Raw genomic sequence first — 17,552 nt, forward strand, 5'->3', positions numbered from 1 at the left:
ATATATTTCTATAAATAGAAACAAAAAAAGAGGGAATATGAATTACTATCCAGATTTAAAACAAGCTCTTGATTATAGCCAAGAGTATAATACAGTACCAATAACACTTAGTTTGCCTTTAGGTGAAAAAAGTCCTATGGAGATTTTAAATAGACTAGAGAAGATCAGTAAGCATTGTTTTCTATTGGAATCTTGTGAGGATAGTAAAATTTGGGGTCGTTATACATATATAGGGTTCAACCCAAGTTTAGAAATCTCTCAGAAAGGTAATTCTTTATGTATTAAATCAGCTACCACAATAGAAATTGAAGCTCAAAAGCCTCATCCATATATTAGAAGAATCCTTGAAAAGAATAAAAGTCCAAAGGTAGTTAGTCTTCCTCCTTTTACAGGTGGTCTTGTTGGCTATTTTTCCTATGATTTTATTTCCTATAGTGAACCAACGTTAAAACTTGATGCAGTTGATGAGGAAGATTTTAATGATCTTGATTTAATGTTGTTTGATAAATTAATTGCTATAGATAATTTAAAAAAAGTGATTTATTTAATAATTAATGTTAAAAGGGATAACCTTGATTTAAATTATAAAAAAGCCACTTTAGAATTAAATAGTTTAAAAAGTCTAATAGAAGAAAAAGATGAGGTAGAAAATGTTGAAGTTAAAGGACAATTACTTTCTAGTCTAACACCTCTTTTTTCTAAAGCAGAATTCTGTCAAATGGTTGAAAAAGCTAAAAATTATATTTATGAAGGTGATATCTTTCAGGTTGTTCTATCAAATAGATTGGTTGCTCCTTTTAAAGGTAGTTTAAAATCAGTTTATAGCTATTTAAGAAAAACTAATCCATCTCCTTATATGTTTTATTTTGTGAGCGAAAATATTGAATTAACAGGGGCTTCTCCTGAGACTTTAGTAAAGCTTGAAGGTTCTAAATTAAGTACATTTCCTCTTGCTGGGACTAGAAAACGTGGATTAACTCAAGAAGAGGATTTGAAGTTAGAAAAAGAATTATTAGAAGATCCAAAAGAGGTTTCAGAACATAATATGTTAGTAGACCTTAGTAGGAATGATATAGGAAAAATTAGTAAATTTGGTAGTGTTAAAGTTGAAGAGTATATGCAAATACAAAAGTTTTCACATGTTATGCATATTGGCTCTACAGTTACTGGGAAAATTAAAGATGATTTAGATAGTCTAGATGCTATAGATTCGATTTTACCTGCTGGAACACTTTCTGGTGCACCAAAGATTAGAGCCTGTGAAATTATTAATGAATTAGAAAATAATAAAAGAGGTGTTTATGGTGGTGCTATTGGGTATCTCTCCTTTAATGGTGGTTTAGATACTTGTATCGCAATTCGTCTTGCTTTTAAGAAAAATGGGAATGTATATGTAAGAAGTGGGGCAGGAATTGTTGCTGACTCTATTGCAGAAAATGAATACGTAGAATGCATTAATAAAGCAAAAGCTGTAATAAATGCTTTGGAGGATAATTAAATGATTTTATTAATAGATAATTACGATAGTTTTAGTTATAACCTTTATCAATTAATTGGACAAATAAATACAGATATTAAAACAGTTAGAAATGATCAAATAACTATTGAAGAAATTATTAAATTGAATCCAGAAGCAATAGTTTTATCTCCAGGTCCTGGAAGACCTGAGGATGCAGGAATTTGCGTTGATGTGGTGACTCAGTTAAAAGGAAAATTTCCAATTTTAGGAGTTTGTTTAGGCCATCAAGCAATTTGTACTGCATATGGAGCAATAGTTGATCATGCTCCAACTTTAATGCATGGAAAAAGTTCTCAAGCACAGCTCTTAGGTTTAGCTACATTTAAAAACATTGAAAGTCCTATAAAAGTTGGAAGATATCATAGTTTAGCAGTAGTAAGGGAAACTCTTCCAAAAGAGTTAGTTGTTACAGCTAAGGTTTTAGATACAAATGAAGTTATGGCAGTTGAAGATATTGAAAATAGAGTAGTAGGACTTCAATTTCATCCCGAATCAATTTTAAGTGAACACGGAATAGATATTATTAAAAACTTTTTATTAGGAGAAAAAAATGATTAAAGAAGCTATTATAAAACTTTCACAGAAAGAAGACTTAGATATAGAAACAGCAGAAATTGTTATGGATGAAATAATGAGTGGTAAAGCTAGTAATCTCCAAATTGGTGCTTATTTAATTGCACTATCAATGAAAGGGGAAACTATAGAAGAAATAACAGCTTCAGCCAAAATAATGAGACAGCATGCTTTAAAACTTCTAAATGATTTAGATGTATTAGAGATTGTTGGAACAGGAGGAGATCATTCCAATTCTTTTAATATTTCAACAACTTCATCTATTGTTGTTTCAGCATGTGGTGTTCCAGTAGCAAAGCATGGAAATAGAGCAGCAAGTAGTAAATGTGGTGCAGCTGATGTATTAGAAGCTTTAGGTGTAAATATTTCAATAGATGTAGAAAAAGCAAAAAAAGTATTAGAAGAAATAGGAATATGTTTTCTTTTTGCTCAAAAGTATCATTCTGCAATGCGATTTGTTGCTCCTGTGAGAAAAGAATTATCAATTAGAACAATATTTAATATTCTTGGACCTCTTTCAAATCCAGCAGGTGCAGCATATCAACTTATGGGAGTATATGATGAAGCCCTTGTTGAGCCCTTAGCACAAGTTCTACTTAATTTAGGTGTAAAAAGAGGTCTTGTAGTTTATGGACTTGAAGGCCTTGATGAAATTTCACTTGTAGGAAAAACCAAGGTATGTGAAATTCGTGATGGCTGGGTTAAAAATTATGAAATTGATCCTAGAGATTACGGTTTTGAACTATGTAAAAAAGAAGATTTAGTTGGTGGTACTCCAGATGAAAATGCTCAAATAATTAGAGATATTTTTGCAGGGGAAAAAGGCCCTAAGAGAGATACTGTTGTATTAAATAGCGCTGCTGCTTTATACATTGGAAAAGGCGATATAACACTTGATAGAGCTATTGAAGAAGTAAAAGATGCAATTGATAGTGGTAAAGCTTTAGCAAAATTGAATCAGATGATTAAAGCTACTAATGAGGTATAACTTATGATATTGGATGAGATTGCAGCTAAAACAAAAACTAGATTAAGTGTTATTAATAAAGCACAAAGAGAGGAGATGGAGAAAAAAGCTTATAAAGCTTCAATTTTTTTTGATTTTCCTTTTTATAAAGCTTTATCTAAAGCTGGTATTTCTTATATTGCAGAAGTTAAAAAAGCTTCTCCATCAAAAGGTTTAATTTGTGAAGATTTTAATCCAATAAAAATAGCTAAAGAATATGAAGAAATAGGTATTGATGCAATTTCTGTTTTAACTGAGAGAGATTATTTTTTAGGAGATCCTAGTTTTTTAAAAGCTATAAATAAAGAAGTAAATCTTCCTACTCTTAGAAAAGATTTCATTATTGATTCATACCAGATTCATGAAGCAAAAGCAGTTAATGCAAGTGCAATATTATTAATCTGTTCCCTTCTAGATGATAAGATGTTGAATGATTTTTATAAAGAAGCTACTAATTTAGGTCTTGATGTATTAGTTGAAGCTCATGATGAAATTGAAATAGAGAGAGCCTTAAAAATTGATGCAAAAATAATTGGAATAAATAATAGAGATTTGAAAACTTTTAATGTTGATTTAAATAATTCACAAAAGTTAAGAGCCTTTATTCCTAAAAACAAAATTATGGTTAGCGAAAGTGGATATTCAAAAAGAGAAGATATTTTAAGAGCAATTGATATCGGTGTTGATGCAGTATTAATAGGCGAGTCTTTTATGAGGTCTTCAAAAAAAGCTGAGCTTTTAAAAATTTTTAAAGGGTTAATTTAATGAAAACAAAATTAAAAATTTGTGGGCTAAAAAGAGAAGAAGATATTTTAATGGTAAATAAAATATTGCCTGAATATATTGGTTTCGTTTTTGCTAAAAGTAAAAGACAAATAGATTTAAAAACTGCATTAAATTTAAAATCTAATTTAGATAATAAAATAAAAAGTGTTGGTGTTTTTGTGAATGAACCAATATCTAATGTTATAAAAATTGTTGAATCGAAGGCTATTGATTTAGTTCAATTACATGGAGATGAAGATAATTTATATATAGAAAAGCTAAAAAATAGTGTCCCTATCAAAATAATTAAAGCGATTAAGGTTGATAAGGACTTTGAAAAAATCATAGACTTCCCTAAAGCTGATTTTTTACTTGTAGATAGTGGTTCAGGAAGTGGAAAAACTTTTGATTGGAATATTGAAATTAAAGTGAATAAACCATTATTTATAGCAGGTGGAATTAATATAGATAATATTGAAGAAGCATATAATTGTTTTCATCCTTTTGCTTTTGATTTAAGTAGTAGTGTTGAAATTAATGGATATAAAGATTTTCAAAAAATGAGAGAAATTAGTTTAAAACTTAATGCTCTCAATGGAGGATATAATGAGTAAAGGCTATTTTGGAACACATGGTGGACAATTTGTTCCTGAAACTCTAATGAATGCATTGCTAGAATTAGAAGAAGCTTATAATAAATATAAAGATGATGAAGAATTTAATAATGAATTAACATATCTTTTAAATGAATATGCAGGCCGTCCTTCACGACTTTATTATGCAGAGCATATGAGTGAAGACCTAGGTGGTGCAAAAATTTATTTAAAAAGGGAAGATTTAAATCACACTGGAGCCCATAAAATTAATAATGTAATAGGACAGTGTTTACTTGCAAAGAAAATGAACAAAACACGTGTCATTGCTGAAACAGGGGCAGGACAACATGGGGTCGCAACTGCTACAGTTGCTGCTTTAATGGGCTTAGAGTGTGAGATTTTTATGGGACAAGAAGATATTGTTAGACAAGCTCTTAATGTTTATAAAATGAGATTATTAGGTGCAAAAGTAAATAGTGTTACAACAGGTACTGCGACTTTAAAAGATGCTGTATCTCAGACAATGAGAGAATGGACTAATCGAATCAGTGATACACATTATGTTTTAGGTAGTGTTATGGGGCCTCATCCTTTTCCTACAATTGTAAGAGATTTCCAAGCAGTAATTTCAAAAGAAATTAAACAACAAATTTTAGAAAAAGAAGGAAAATTACCTGATGCAGTTTTAGCTTGTGTAGGTGGTGGCTCAAATGCAATTGGGGCATTCTATGATTTTATTAAAGATAAAGATGTTCGATTAATTGGTTTAGAAGCAGCTGGATTAGGAGCTGATACTGATAAAACAGCAGCGACAATTACAGTTGGAAAGCTAGGGATTTTCCATGGAATGAAAAGTTATTTTTGCCAAGATGACTATGGACAAATAACTCCAGTATATTCAATTTCTGCTGGATTAGATTATCCTGGAATTGGTCCTGAACATGCGAATCTAAAAGATATTGGTAGAGCAGAATATTATCCTATAACTGATGAAATGGCTGTTAAAGCTTTTGAATATTTATCAAAAATTGAAGGAATTATACCTGCAATAGAAAGTTCTCATGCATTAGCTTATGCAATGGAATTAGCCCCTACTATGAATAAAGATCAAATAATTGTTGTAAATCTATCCGGTAGAGGAGATAAAGATTGTGTTTCAATCGCTAAATATAGAGGAGTAGATATCAATGAATAAAATCGATAGAGTTTTTAAAAATGGGAAGGCTTTTATTCCTTTTATAACAGTTGGAGATCCAGATATTGAAACTTCAGAGAAAATTATTTATGCCCTTGATAAAGCTGGCTGTGATTTAATTGAATTAGGGATTCCTTTTTCTGATCCAACAGCTGAAGGTCCAGTAATTATGGGGGCTAGTGAAAGAGCTCTTAAAAATGGGATTTGTACTGATGATGTTTTTTCTCTTGTTGAAAGAGTTAGATGTAATACTCAAGTTCCTTTAGCTTTTATGACTTATGCGAATGTTATTTTTAGCTATGGAATTGAACGATTTGCAGAAAAAGCAGAATTAAATGGAATTGATGCAATTATTTTACCAGATATTCCTTTTGAAGAAAAAAACGAGTTTGATACAATCTTTTCAAAACATAATATTCATTTGATTTCAATGGTTGCTCCAACTTCTGAGGGCAGAGTAAAGATGATTGCAAAAGAAGCTAAGGGCTTTATTTATTGTGTTTCATCATTAGGTGTTACAGGAGAGAGAAGTACCTTTAGTAATAATATAGGAGATTTAATTAAAACAATTAAATCAGTAAGGCCAGATATTCCTTGCGCAATAGGATTTGGTATTAGTAATGCAAAACAAGCACAAGAGATGGCAAAAATATCTGATGGGGCAATTGTTGGCTCAGCAATAGTTAGAATTATAGAAAAATATGGTAAAGATTGTGTACCAAAAGTCTATGAATTTGCATCAGAATTAAAAAATAGTGTTTTAAAAAGTAATTAATTATTTAGTTATTTTTTTATTTAAGTTAACAAGCATAACTAAATTTTAGTTATGCTTGTTTTTGTCCCATAATATATTTTCTAATATTTCTATTACTTTTTCAAAATTTGTATCTGAAATTAGAGAGAAGTTTACTACAATTATATGCTCTTTTTTTTCAGAATTTTGACTATAATATTGAGATAAACAAGTTAATTTAACACCATGTTCAAATGCTTTTTCTAATATAGTTTTATCACTGATTTTTGTATCTAATTCTAAAAGAAAGTGAAGTCCTGAATCGCTATAAGTTAAAGAGCAAATATTATTAAGTTTGGATTCTTTAATTAATGAGAAGAATAAATCTTTTTTCTTTCTATAGTAGTTTTTCATTTTATTTAGATGTCTTTCAAAATATCCTTCATCAATAAATTTTGCTAAAGTATATTGTTCAAAACTAGGAACAGTACAGGAAAAAAAGCCTAATTTTTCTTTATAAATATCTATAAACTTTTTCGGAATAATCATATATGAAATTCTTATAGAAGGTGCAATTGTTTTTGAGAACGTATTTAAATAAATTACATTTTCATTATCATCAATACTCATAATTGATGGAACACTTATTCCTTTAAATCTGAATTCACTATCATAATCATCTTCAATTATTATTCGGTTTTCTTTTTCATTAGCCCATTCTAATAATGCTAATTTTCTTTTAATAGGCATTACAATACCTGTTGGAAATTGGTGAGCTGGAGAGATATGAACAGCATTAACATTTTCAAGTTTAGTAACATCAATTCCATAAGAATCTAATTTAACATATTTTATTTTAACATTATTACTATTATAAACTTTTGATATTTTTTTATAACCAGGATCTTCGAGAGCAAAAACACTCTCATATCCTAATAATTTTATAATCATAGAATATAAATATTCTGATCCAGCTCCAATAATTATTTGCTCAGGAGTAATATTTAATCCTTGAAAGGAATATAAGTGTTTTGCAATTGCTAAACGTAACTCATATATGCCAAAACTATCAGTTTTAACCAGTAACTTCTTATTTTTTTCTGATATTATTTCTCTCATTAATTTTGACCAAATTGAGAAAGGGAATAAATTAGTATCAACTTCAAGAGATTGCAAATCATAGTAATTGGGTTCTATTTTTTCTTCAATTAATTCTTTCTTAGTAGTTTTCTTTTTTATTAGGTGGAAATTCTTTTCTACAAAGGAAGATACGAAATATCCTTTTTTTTCTATTGAATAAATATATCCTTCAGCAATTAATTGAGAATAAGCATTTTCAACAGTGATTAGAGCAATTCCTAAGTGATTTGCTAATTTTCTTTTTGAAGGCAATTTTTCATTAGGTAAAATCTCACTATTTAATATATCTGCTTTTATATTCTCATATAATTGTAGATATAAAGCTTGGTCTTTATTTTTTAAATTATAAGTTAACATAATTTTTCTCCTAATAATTATTCAATCTGGTCTTATTAAAAATAATTAAATTGAATATTTTAATAATGTCAATACCTGCATATAATCATTTTCAACGGAGGCCCAAAATGACCAATAATAGATATGAATTAAATAAACAATTAGCACAAATGTTAAAGGGTGGCGTAATTATGGACGTCACAAATCCAGAACAAGCAAAAATTGCTGAGAAAGCTGGTGCTTGTGCAGTAATGGCACTTGAGAGAATTCCTGCAGATATTAGAGCTGCTGGAGGAGTTTCTAGAATGAGTGATCCAAAAATGATAAAAGAGATTCAAAGTGCAGTTTCAATTCCTGTTATGGCAAAATGTAGAATTGGACATTTTTTAGAAGCTAGAATACTTGAAGCAATTGAAATTGATTATATTGATGAATCTGAAGTTTTATCTCCAGCTGATAATATTTTTCACATAAATAAGAAGGATTTTAAAGTTCCTTTTGTATGTGGTGCTAAAAATCTTGGTGAAGCATTAAGAAGAATTAATGAAGGTGCTTCAATGATTAGAACAAAAGGGGAGCCTGGTACTGGAGATGTTATACAAGCTGTTTCCCATATGAGATCAATGAATAGTGAAATTGCAAGAATAAGTTCACTTAGAGAAGATGAATTATTTAATGCAGCCAAAGAATTAGAAGTCCCATATGATTTAATTGAATTTGTTTATAAAAATAAGAAACTTCCTGTTGTTAATTTTGCTGCCGGTGGGGTAGCAACACCAGCAGATGCTGCCTTGATGATGCAATTAGGTGCTGAAGGAGTTTTCGTTGGCTCAGGTATATTTAAATCAGGAAATCCTCAGAAAAGAGCACAAGCTATAGTTCAAGCAGTAACTAATTTTAATGATTATTCTCTTATTGCAAAATTAAGTGAAGATTTAGGTGAAGCAATGGTTGGAATCAATGAGGAAGAAATAAAATTAATTATGTCAAACAGAGGTATTTAAATTGAATATTGGTGTTTTATCGCTTCAAGGAGCATTTATTGAACATAGAAAAATGCTTGAAGATTTAGGTGTTACAACTTTTGAAATTAGACAATTAAAAGATTTAAATCAAGAATTTGATGGATTAGTTTTGCCCGGTGGGGAATCAACAGTTCAAATTAACCTTTTAAAAAACCTTGGACTTTTGGATCCCTTAAAAAATAAAATTAACAAAGGCCTGCCTGTTTTAGCAACCTGTGCTGGATTAATTCTATTAGCACAAAATGTTCAACAGGGTTATGAAAAAGCATTTAATTCTTTGCCGGTAACTGTTAAAAGAAATGCTTATGGTAGACAACTTGGAAGTTTTGTTACAACCCAAGATATTAAAGGGATTGGAAACTTTGAAATGATTTTTATAAGAGCTCCATATATCGAAAAAGTTGATGATGGTGTAGAAATTTTAGCACAAGTTGATAATAAAATTGTTGGAGTAAAATATAAGAATCAATTAGCTTTAGCTTTCCATCCAGAATTATCAAATGATAAAAGTATTCATAAATATTTTTTATCAATGATTAAATAAAACATAGAAAATATTTTAGGGTTTTCATAGACCAAATGTTTTTGAAAACCCTATATTTTTAAATTTTATTTATAGCCTTTTTCATCCCAAATTTCTCTTAGTTTAAGAAGCTTTTGACCTGCAGAGTGTAAGGTTTCTTCTTTTTTTGCATAGTGGAATCTTATTAAATTAGTAATATTTTCTTTAAAGAAACTAGAGCCAGGTACTGCTGCAACTTTTACTTCTTTTGCTAACCACATACAGAATTTAGTATCATCAGTACTATCGAATTCACTAATATCTACTAAAACAAAATAAGAGCCTTGTGGAATTGTATATTTTAATTTTGCTTTATCTAAATAGGAGATAAAAATATCTCTTTTATTTAAATAAGAAGTTTGTAAATTTTGATAATATGAATCATCCATATTTAAGCCAACAATTGCAGCTTCTTGTAATGGAGCTGCTGCACCAACTGTTAAAAAGTCATGTACCTTTTTTATTGCATTTATAGCAAATTCAGGACCATAAATATAACCAAGTCTCCAACCAGTGATTGAATAAGTTTTTGAAAGTGAACTGCAAGTAATAGTTCTATCTTTCATGTTCGGTAAGCTTGCAATTGCTATGTGTTTATATGGTGGATAAACTATGTGTTCATAAACTTCATCAGTGATAACCCAAGTATCATATTTTATTGCTAATTCTGATATATATTCTAATTCCTCATATGTAAATACTTTCCCAGTAGGGTTACTAGGATTACAGATTACTATTGCTTTTGGGTTTTGTTTAAAAGCTTGTTCTAATTCAATTTTATTAAATGAAAATTCAGGAGGATTTAGTGGTACATAAATTGGTTTTGCCCCACTTAAAATAGTATCTGCTGTATAGTTTTCATAGAATGGAGAAAAAATAATAACTTTGTCTCCTTGATTTATAACAGATAATAGAGATGCCATCATTGCTTCAGTAGAACCACAAGTTATTACAATATTTTTATTTGGTTCAAGATCTAATGGAGCAAAATGATTTAGTTTATTTGCTAATGCTTCTCTAAAGTTTTGAGCTCCCCAAGTAACTGAATATTGATGAGGGCCTTCTTTAGCTATTTCAGATAGTTTGTCTGTTATTTCTTTTGGAGGATCAAAATCAGGAAAGCCTTGTGATAGATTTATACTTCCATATTTATTAGCAATTCTCGTCATACTTCTTATAACTGATTCACTAAAGGTTTCTGTTTTTTTACTTAATTGTGGCATTTTATATTTCCTTAAATATTATTATTAAATTTTTCTACTTTTGAAATAGCATTTTCAAGTATTACTTCATTTACTTCAAAGGGTAGTAAGTGAATTGATTCACTAGGTTTTAATGTTGAAGATATAATTGTAGATAATTCTTCTTTATTGGAATAATCTAAATCGATATCGCTTAGTTTAGTGGGTAATCCAAGTTTTTTAAACTGTGATATTTGACTTTCTAATAATTTATCATCATTTAATAGTGCACTTTGAACTAGAATTCCATATGCAACCTTTGTTCCATGCAAAAACTTTTCTGTTCTTTTTATAGAAGAGATTCCATTATGAATTGCATGAGCTGCAGCAATTCTAGTGAATTTTTCACCTAGTCCACCAATAAGACCTCCTCCTGCAATAACAGCATCTATAACATTAATTAAATCATGTTCATATGCTTTATCATAAATATTTTCTATAGCTTTTATGCCTTTTCCTAATAATGTTTTATTAATATCTTTTGCAATATTAATAGCTATATGTGCTGTGTAAGGAATATCTTTGAGTCCTTTTACTAATATTTCTGATTCATATTGCTTAGCTATTGTATCTGCGATTCCTGCTTCTAAATATTCAATTGGTGCTTTAATTATGATTCTAGGTTCAATAATTACTAAATAAGTTGAATTATTAAATATTTCATAGCCTAAAGCCTTTCCTTCTTTAGAATACCAAACCGATAAAGGAGTCCAAGCTGCACAAGTTGCTGCGATAGTAGGAATTGCAACAAAAGGTTTATTTAATTTTGCTGCAGTAGCTTTTGCTATATCTAATATAGTGCCACCTCCAATACCAATTATTGCTGGAGAAGTTTTAGCTTGAGTTATAAGGTAATCAACACTTTCATGTGTACAGTGGCCTTTAATCGAGAAGCTTTTAATATTCTCATCATATAAATCAATTGGTAAAAAGTCTTTTGCTGCTTTACCAGCTTTTTCTCCATATATCCAAAGACATTGTTCTAATTCTTGTTTTGTAAAAAATTTATTAATATTGTTTATAGCATCAATATGGTTATAATAATTATTTGGACCACATTGAACTCTAATTGCTAAGTTTTCCATATTCTTCTCCTATTGACGATCAATTTTTTTAGATAATTTGTCACCTATAAACTGAATTAATTGCACTAGAATAACTAAAATTACTACAGTAATAATCATTACTCCTGTTTCATAGCGATAATAACCAAATTGAATAGCTAAATCTCCAATTCCACCGCCTCCAACAATACCTGCCATAGCTGAGTAGCCAATGAGACTAATAAAGGTAACAGTAATCGCTCTGATTATTGAAGGAAGAGCTTCAACAAATAAAACTTTTCTTATAATTAGGGATAGAGATGCACCTGTAGCAACAGAAGATTCAATTGTTTCTTTATTAATTTCGGCAAAAGAGCCTTCAATTAATCTAGCATTAAAAGCCGTTGCTGATAATGATAATGGAATGGTCGCAGCAATTGGACCAATTGTTGTGCCAGCTATCAATTTTGTTAAAGGTATAACTACAACTAATAAAATTATAAAAGGGATAGATCTTAGTATATTTACAATAGTTGATGATATTATGTTTACTGTTTTATTTTCAAATAGAAGTGGGTTGCTAGTTATATATAATAATAACCCTATAAAAATGCCTAAGATAGTTGCAACTAGTAAAGAAATACTAACCATTTCAAAGGTTTCATAAGTTGCTTTCCACAAATATTGTTGAATTATATTTATTGTTTCAGTCATTGTTCTTTCCTAATTTATTTTAATAAAATCTGAGGTGTTGTTTTTTAAGTATTCAATAGCAGCTTGAGTATTATTACCATCAATTGTGATAATTAGAATTCCAAATGGTTTATCACTTATATACTCAATTTTCCCGTGAATAATTGAAATATCCACATCAAATTTTTTTATTGTATTTGATATTATTGGCAAAAAAGCATTTTCTCCAAAATATGTTAATTTATAAAAAGGTCCTACATTGTTTTTTAAAACAGAATCTGGGATTTTAATTTCTGTTATTCTTTGAATTAATTTATTTGCTCTAGACTCTTTTTGATTTATAAAAATTGAGTATGAATCATCGACTTCAACTAATTTTCCATCTTCCATTATTACAATTCTATCAAATAAATCTTTTGCAACTTCCATTTGATGAGTTATAAATACTACTGTAATACCCATTTTTTTGTTTATAGTTTTAATGAGTTTCACAATATCTTGTGAAGTTTCTGGATCTAAGGCACTAGTAGCTTCATCACAAATTAAAACTTCAGGATTATTACTAAGAGCTCTTGCAATTGCTACTCTTTGTTTTTGTCCCCCAGAAAGTTGGGCAGGATAACTTTCTTTTTTATCACTTAGTCCAACTAATTTTAATAATTCATCTATTCTGGAATTTATTTTTGACTTATCATATTTCGCAGCTAATAAATTGAATGCAATATTATTTTTAACAGTAGATTGATTTATTAGATTAAAATGTTGATAAATCATTCCCATTTTTTCTCTAACAGATCTTAATTCTTTACCCTTAAGATTGGTTATATTTTCTCCTTTAAAATATACCTCTCCTTCAGAAGGTTTCTGAAGAAGATTTATATTTCTTGCTATGGTGCTTTTTCCGGCACCACTGGAGCCAATAATCCCTAAAATTTCTCCTTTTTTAATATTTAATGAGAAATTTGAAACAGCATTTAATTCTAAATTATCTTTATTTTTAAATTTAACACTGATATTTTTAAATGAAATAAATGAATTATTATCATATGGGATTTTATTTGAGCTTTCCATTTTTAGTTGTCTCTCCCATATTTTTCAATCCACCATTGAGGCCTATCAAAAGAGTTGAAAATACTACCTGTTTTTGTAATTGCATTATAGAAATCTTCAGATTCAATGGCTTCTTTTAAATCTTGGCCAAGTTTTGAGTTGATATCTGAAGTTCTAACTGCCATAACATTTTTATAGCCTTCATCTAATCTCTCAATTGCTAATGCTTTTGTATAATCTAATTTTGCAGCTATTGCATAATTACCTGGAACAATAGCTATTGCTACACTATCTAGACTTCTAGAAATTTGAGCACCATCTAAAGTTACAAACTTAAGGTTTTTAGGATTATCTTTGATATCTAATAATGAAGCTTTTGTTGGGTCAATATTATCTTTTAGTGTTATTATGTTGTTTAAACTTAATAGTTTTAAACTTCTTGCAAGATTAGTAACATCACTAGCTATAGCGATTTGATCTCCTTCTTTTAGTTGTGAAAGGTTAGTATATTTATTACTAAAAACACCAGCACCAGCTGTTGGAATAGCAATTACTTTGCCTAAATCTAATTTATTAGCTTTAGAAAAAGCTTCTAAATAAATGGTATGTTGCATTAGATTTGCTTCAATTTCACCATTGTTTAGAGCCATATCTGGCTGTACCCAGTCAGAAAAACTAACAACAGTAACATCATAACCTAGCTTTTCTAAATATGGTTTTATTGCTTGATTAACCATATCTCCATAAGGCCCTGGGCTAACTCCAATTCTTAATTGATTTGAATTATTATTTTGTGATTCTTTATTACCACCTGCAAAAAGATTGGATGTGCTTAATAAAAATAGACATAAAATTAGTATTTGTTTAAAGAATTTTTTCTTCATGATTTTTTCCTTCGTAAAAAAATTTGTTGATTAAAATGACAAGAAATCTGTCAAAACTTAAATGCAAAAATATAGAAATGTGGTGAAAAATAAATAAATATGTATGCGCTGACTAGCGCATCATCATCATGAAGAAGCACATAGAGAAAGAAAGAGTATTGTTAATTGTTAATGAAGTGTTTAAAGAATTATTCATAACGGCTCTTTCTCCTTGTGCGATATTTTTAATTGATACTGACTTAAAAAATTAATTATGTCAATAAAATAATAAAAAAAATTTTATTTCTTTTTATCATTAATACAAATTATGTGTAATTCTTTTTATAAAATTATAGGGTTTTAGGTGCCATAATTTAATGAAAATTGTTAAACTAAATTAAATATAATATTGATGGTAAATTGTTTTTGATTAATTGTATAAAGACATGAATTAAAAATTAATTTATAGTATTGTTATTGTTGTAAAATTTTAATTAGTAATTACTAATAAATATTATTTGTTAATATATATAATTCTATAAAGGGTTAAGAAATGATTGATATAGAAAAGGCTGAAAAAGCAGTTCATATGCTTTTGGAAGCTGTAGGTGAAGATCCAAATAGAGAAGGGCTTGTTGATACCCCTAAAAGAGTCGCTAAAATGTATGAAGAACTTTTAAAAGGGTATTCAAAAAGTGCTGAAGAACCATTAAGTAAAGTATTTAATGTTGATAATAGTGAGTTAGTTTTAGTAAAAGATATTAATTTTTATTCTCTTTGTGAGCATCATTTATTACCTTTTATGGGAAATGTTCATATTGCTTATATTCCTGAAGAAAAAGTTGTAGGTCTTAGTAAATTAGCTAGAACTGTAGAAATCTTTGCAAGAAGATTACAATTACAAGAAAAATTAACTAACCAAATAGCTGAAAGTATTTATGAAAATTTAATGCCTAAAGGGGTTTTCGTTGTAATTGAAGCAGAACATACATGTATGACTATGAGGGGAATAAAGAAAGTTGGTGCAAAAACAATTACTTATTCTTCGAAAGGTATTTTTAAAAATAATTATCAACTTCAAAAAAATATTTTGGATATGATTAAACATGAATAGATTTAATCAAATTTTGCATAATCAAATTTTCCTTGAAAATTATAATATTATAGAAAAATATGAATTAAATAGGGAATTTTGCAAGCATGATTTAACACATCTTTTAGATGTGGCAAGAATTATGTACATTATGAGTCTTGAGCAAAATTTAAAAATCAATAAAGAAATAATATATTCAACAGCCTTGCTGCATGATATTGGGAGAGCTTTAGAATATACCAAAAATATAGACCATAATATTGGTGCAAAAGAAATTGCTTTAAGTATTTTAGAAGATTGCAAGTTTGAACAAGCTGAAATAGATGAAATAATTTATGCTATAATATCTCATAATAGTGAGGATAATAATCAATTAAACCAATTATTGAGAGTAGCTGATAAGTTAAGTCGTAATTGCTTTACTTGTAAGAAATATGATGAATGTAAATGGGAAGAAAATAGAAAAAATAAAGGGGTTGAATTTTGATAATAAAAGATAAAAATTTTGATTTTAAAAATAATGTCTATATTATGGGTATTTTGAATTATACTCCTGATTCATTTTCTGATGGTGGTAGATTTAATACAATTGATAAAGCTTTATTTCAAACAGAAAAAATGATAGAAGCGGGGTTAGATATAATAGATGTTGGTGGAGAATCAACAAGACCTAATCATACAAAAATAAGTATTTCTGAGGAAATAGATAGAGTTTCTTCAATTATAGATAAAATTAAAATAAATTTTGATATTCCTATTTCTCTTGATAGTTATAAAAGTGAAGTTATCAAAGCAAATGTAAATAATATTGATATGATCAATGACATTTGGGGGTTGAAATATGATGAAAATATGGCAAAAGTTGTAGCAGATTCTGCTTTGCCTTATTGTTTAATGCACAATAGAGAAAAAAATGATTATAAAATTTTCTTTGATGATTTTATAAATGATATAAAAGCTAGTTTGAAGATTGCTAAAGAAAATGGTATTTCAGATGATAAAATAATTCTTGATGGTGGAGTAGGTTTTCAAAAGAACTATAATCAAAATCTTCAGGTTATAAATAGAACTGATAAGTTAGTTGAATTAGGCTATCCTGTTATGATTGCAACTTCAAGAAAGTCTGTTATTGGGTATGTCTTAGATAAAGATAGAACTGATGATAGATTATATGGGACTTTAGCTACAACTGTTGTTGGAATACTTAAAGGTGCTAGTATGGTAAGAGTTCATGACATTAAAGAAAATTATGAAATTATTAAAATGACAAAATCAATTATAGAGGAATCTAAATGGACAAAATAAGTTTAAAAGGCTTAGATTTCTTTGCTTATCATGGAGTATATGATGAGGAAAAGATTAAAGGCCAAAATTTTAGTGTGGATTGTGATATATATTTAGATACTTCTTGTGCTAATAAAGATTTAAATAAGACCGTCCATTATGGGAATTTTGCCGTTGATTTAGTTAATTTTTGCAAAAATAATAAATTTGAATTATTAGAAACTTTAGCACAAAAGACCTGTGAATTTTTACTTTTAAAATATAGATTAATCCAAAAAATAGACTTTACAATTCATAAACCTGAGGCTCCAATTACTACTAAATTTAGTGATGTTTCTTTAACTATAGAAAGAAGCTGGAATACTTGTTATTTAGCTTTAGGATCTAATTTAGGAGATAGAAAAGGTTATTTAGATTTAGTAAGTACTGAAATAGCAAAAAATGATTTTATTATTGAAGTTGCAAAATCTTCATATATAGAAACAGAGCCATATGGGGTTGAAGATCAACCAAAATTTTTGAATGCAGTAGTAAAAATAGATACTATTTTAACCCCTTATCAACTCCTAGAATTTTGTCAAATGTTAGAGAGAAAAGCTAAAAGAGAAAGAATTAGGCACTGGGGAGAAAGAACTTTAGATGTTGATATAATTTTTTATTCTGATTTGGTACTTTTTGATAAAAATTTAATTATTCCACATCCTGAAGTATGTTTAAGAGATTTTGTTTTAAAACCTATGTGTGAAATTGATCCTTATTTTATTCATCCAATTAAGAAAAAAAATATTAATGAGTTATTAGAAGAATTAAAAACTAGCAATTAACTTGTTTTTTT

At 28.6% G+C, this 17,552-nt stretch carries 20 protein-coding genes; 14 read left to right on the forward strand and 6 right to left on the reverse strand.

Going from position 1 to position 17,552, the window contains the following annotated elements; all coding sequences use genetic code 11:
• Positions 1-37: 37 nt before the first annotated feature.
• The 7 genes from ACZ5RS_RS06800 to trpA are packed head-to-tail and all read left to right on the forward strand — an operon-like array spanning position 38 to position 6,429.
• Positions 38-1,498, forward strand: a complete 1,461-nt coding sequence (locus ACZ5RS_RS06800) for an anthranilate synthase component I family protein (RefSeq protein WP_464638664.1) — start codon at positions 38-40, stop codon at positions 1,496-1,498.
• A complete protein-coding gene (locus tag ACZ5RS_RS06805; protein ID WP_464638666.1) occupies positions 1,499-2,077 on the forward strand; it encodes an anthranilate synthase component II in 579 nt (192 codons plus the stop codon).
• Complete coding sequence (gene trpD / locus ACZ5RS_RS06810; RefSeq protein WP_464638668.1) at positions 2,070-3,080, forward strand: anthranilate phosphoribosyltransferase; 1,011 nt, start codon at positions 2,070-2,072, stop codon at positions 3,078-3,080. The genes ACZ5RS_RS06805 and trpD overlap by 8 nt, the downstream gene beginning before the upstream one ends.
• 3 nt (positions 3,081-3,083) lie before the next feature.
• A complete protein-coding gene (gene trpC / locus ACZ5RS_RS06815; protein ID WP_464638670.1) occupies positions 3,084-3,863 on the forward strand; it encodes an indole-3-glycerol phosphate synthase TrpC in 780 nt (259 codons plus the stop codon).
• Positions 3,863-4,477, forward strand: coding sequence for a phosphoribosylanthranilate isomerase (locus ACZ5RS_RS06820; protein ID WP_464638672.1), 615 nt, complete (start codon positions 3,863-3,865; stop codon positions 4,475-4,477). Before trpC ends, ACZ5RS_RS06820 begins: the two co-directional genes overlap by 1 nt.
• Positions 4,470-5,654, forward strand: coding sequence for a tryptophan synthase subunit beta (gene trpB / locus ACZ5RS_RS06825; RefSeq protein ID WP_464638674.1), 1,185 nt, complete (start codon positions 4,470-4,472; stop codon positions 5,652-5,654). Before ACZ5RS_RS06820 ends, trpB begins: the two co-directional genes overlap by 8 nt.
• Entirely contained in the window at positions 5,647-6,429 is a 783-nt protein-coding gene (trpA, locus tag ACZ5RS_RS06830; RefSeq protein ID WP_464638676.1) for a tryptophan synthase subunit alpha, read from the forward strand. Before trpB ends, trpA begins: the two co-directional genes overlap by 8 nt.
• A 45-nt stretch (positions 6,430-6,474) precedes the next feature.
• Here the strand turns inward: trpA and pdxR are convergent, their stop codons facing one another.
• Positions 6,475-7,884, reverse strand: a complete 1,410-nt coding sequence (pdxR, locus tag ACZ5RS_RS06835; RefSeq protein ID WP_464638678.1) for a MocR-like pyridoxine biosynthesis transcription factor PdxR — start codon at positions 7,882-7,884, stop codon at positions 6,475-6,477.
• Between the two features lie 107 nt (positions 7,885-7,991).
• Here pdxR and pdxS point away from each other — a divergent pair, with 107 nt between their 5' ends.
• Both pdxS and pdxT read left to right on the forward strand, forming a co-directional pair.
• Positions 7,992-8,867 carry a pyridoxal 5'-phosphate synthase lyase subunit PdxS gene (gene pdxS / locus ACZ5RS_RS06840; protein WP_464638680.1) on the forward strand — a complete coding sequence of 292 codons (876 nt, stop codon included), beginning with the start codon at positions 7,992-7,994 and terminating at the stop codon, positions 8,865-8,867.
• Position 8,868: 1 nt separating this feature from the next.
• Complete coding sequence (gene pdxT, locus ACZ5RS_RS06845; protein WP_464638682.1) at positions 8,869-9,432, forward strand: pyridoxal 5'-phosphate synthase glutaminase subunit PdxT; 564 nt, start codon at positions 8,869-8,871, stop codon at positions 9,430-9,432.
• Positions 9,433-9,497: 65 nt separating this feature from the next.
• On the opposite strand, the gene ACZ5RS_RS06850 is transcribed toward pdxT, so the two are convergent.
• Genes ACZ5RS_RS06850 through ACZ5RS_RS06870 form a run of 5 tightly spaced genes read right to left on the reverse strand, consistent with a single transcriptional unit; the run spans position 9,498 to position 14,361 of the window.
• Positions 9,498-10,673 carry a pyridoxal phosphate-dependent aminotransferase gene (locus ACZ5RS_RS06850; protein ID WP_464638684.1) on the reverse strand — a complete coding sequence of 392 codons (1,176 nt, stop codon included), beginning with the start codon at positions 10,671-10,673 and terminating at the stop codon, positions 9,498-9,500.
• Positions 10,674-10,684: 11 nt separating this feature from the next.
• On the reverse strand, positions 10,685-11,776 hold the full coding sequence (locus ACZ5RS_RS06855) for an oxidoreductase (RefSeq protein WP_464638686.1): 1,092 nt from the start codon (positions 11,774-11,776) through the stop codon (positions 10,685-10,687).
• A gap of 9 nt (positions 11,777-11,785) precedes the next feature.
• Complete coding sequence (locus ACZ5RS_RS06860; protein ID WP_464638688.1) at positions 11,786-12,448, reverse strand: methionine ABC transporter permease; 663 nt, start codon at positions 12,446-12,448, stop codon at positions 11,786-11,788.
• A gap of 9 nt (positions 12,449-12,457) precedes the next feature.
• Positions 12,458-13,498, reverse strand: a complete 1,041-nt coding sequence (locus tag ACZ5RS_RS06865; protein ID WP_464638690.1) for a methionine ABC transporter ATP-binding protein — start codon at positions 13,496-13,498, stop codon at positions 12,458-12,460.
• Positions 13,499-13,500: 2 nt separating this feature from the next.
• On the reverse strand, positions 13,501-14,361 hold the full coding sequence (locus tag ACZ5RS_RS06870; protein ID WP_464638691.1) for a MetQ/NlpA family ABC transporter substrate-binding protein: 861 nt from the start codon (positions 14,359-14,361) through the stop codon (positions 13,501-13,503).
• Positions 14,362-14,489: 128 nt separating this feature from the next.
• Here ACZ5RS_RS06870 and ACZ5RS_RS06875 point away from each other — a divergent pair, with 128 nt between their 5' ends.
• From ACZ5RS_RS06875 to folK, 5 genes are all read left to right on the forward strand, one after another.
• Positions 14,490-14,612: a hypothetical protein gene (locus tag ACZ5RS_RS06875; RefSeq protein ID WP_464638692.1), complete on the forward strand. Its 123-nt coding sequence runs from the start codon at positions 14,490-14,492 to the stop codon at positions 14,610-14,612.
• Positions 14,613-14,893: 281 nt separating this feature from the next.
• Positions 14,894-15,454: a GTP cyclohydrolase I FolE gene (gene folE, locus ACZ5RS_RS06880; RefSeq protein WP_464638693.1), complete on the forward strand. Its 561-nt coding sequence runs from the start codon at positions 14,894-14,896 to the stop codon at positions 15,452-15,454.
• Complete coding sequence (locus tag ACZ5RS_RS06885; protein WP_464638694.1) at positions 15,447-15,920, forward strand: HD domain-containing protein; 474 nt, start codon at positions 15,447-15,449, stop codon at positions 15,918-15,920. Before folE ends, ACZ5RS_RS06885 begins: the two co-directional genes overlap by 8 nt.
• Positions 15,917-16,738: a dihydropteroate synthase gene (gene folP / locus ACZ5RS_RS06890; protein ID WP_464638695.1), complete on the forward strand. Its 822-nt coding sequence runs from the start codon at positions 15,917-15,919 to the stop codon at positions 16,736-16,738. Before ACZ5RS_RS06885 ends, folP begins: the two co-directional genes overlap by 4 nt.
• The gene (gene folK, locus ACZ5RS_RS06895) at positions 16,726-17,541 is read left to right on the forward strand and encodes a 2-amino-4-hydroxy-6-hydroxymethyldihydropteridine diphosphokinase (protein WP_464638696.1); all 816 of its coding nucleotides are present in this window, start codon (positions 16,726-16,728) and stop codon (positions 17,539-17,541) included. The genes folP and folK overlap by 13 nt, the downstream gene beginning before the upstream one ends.
• Positions 17,542-17,552: the final 11 nt, after the last annotated feature.

The organism is Pleomorphochaeta caudata, assembly GCF_055395745.1.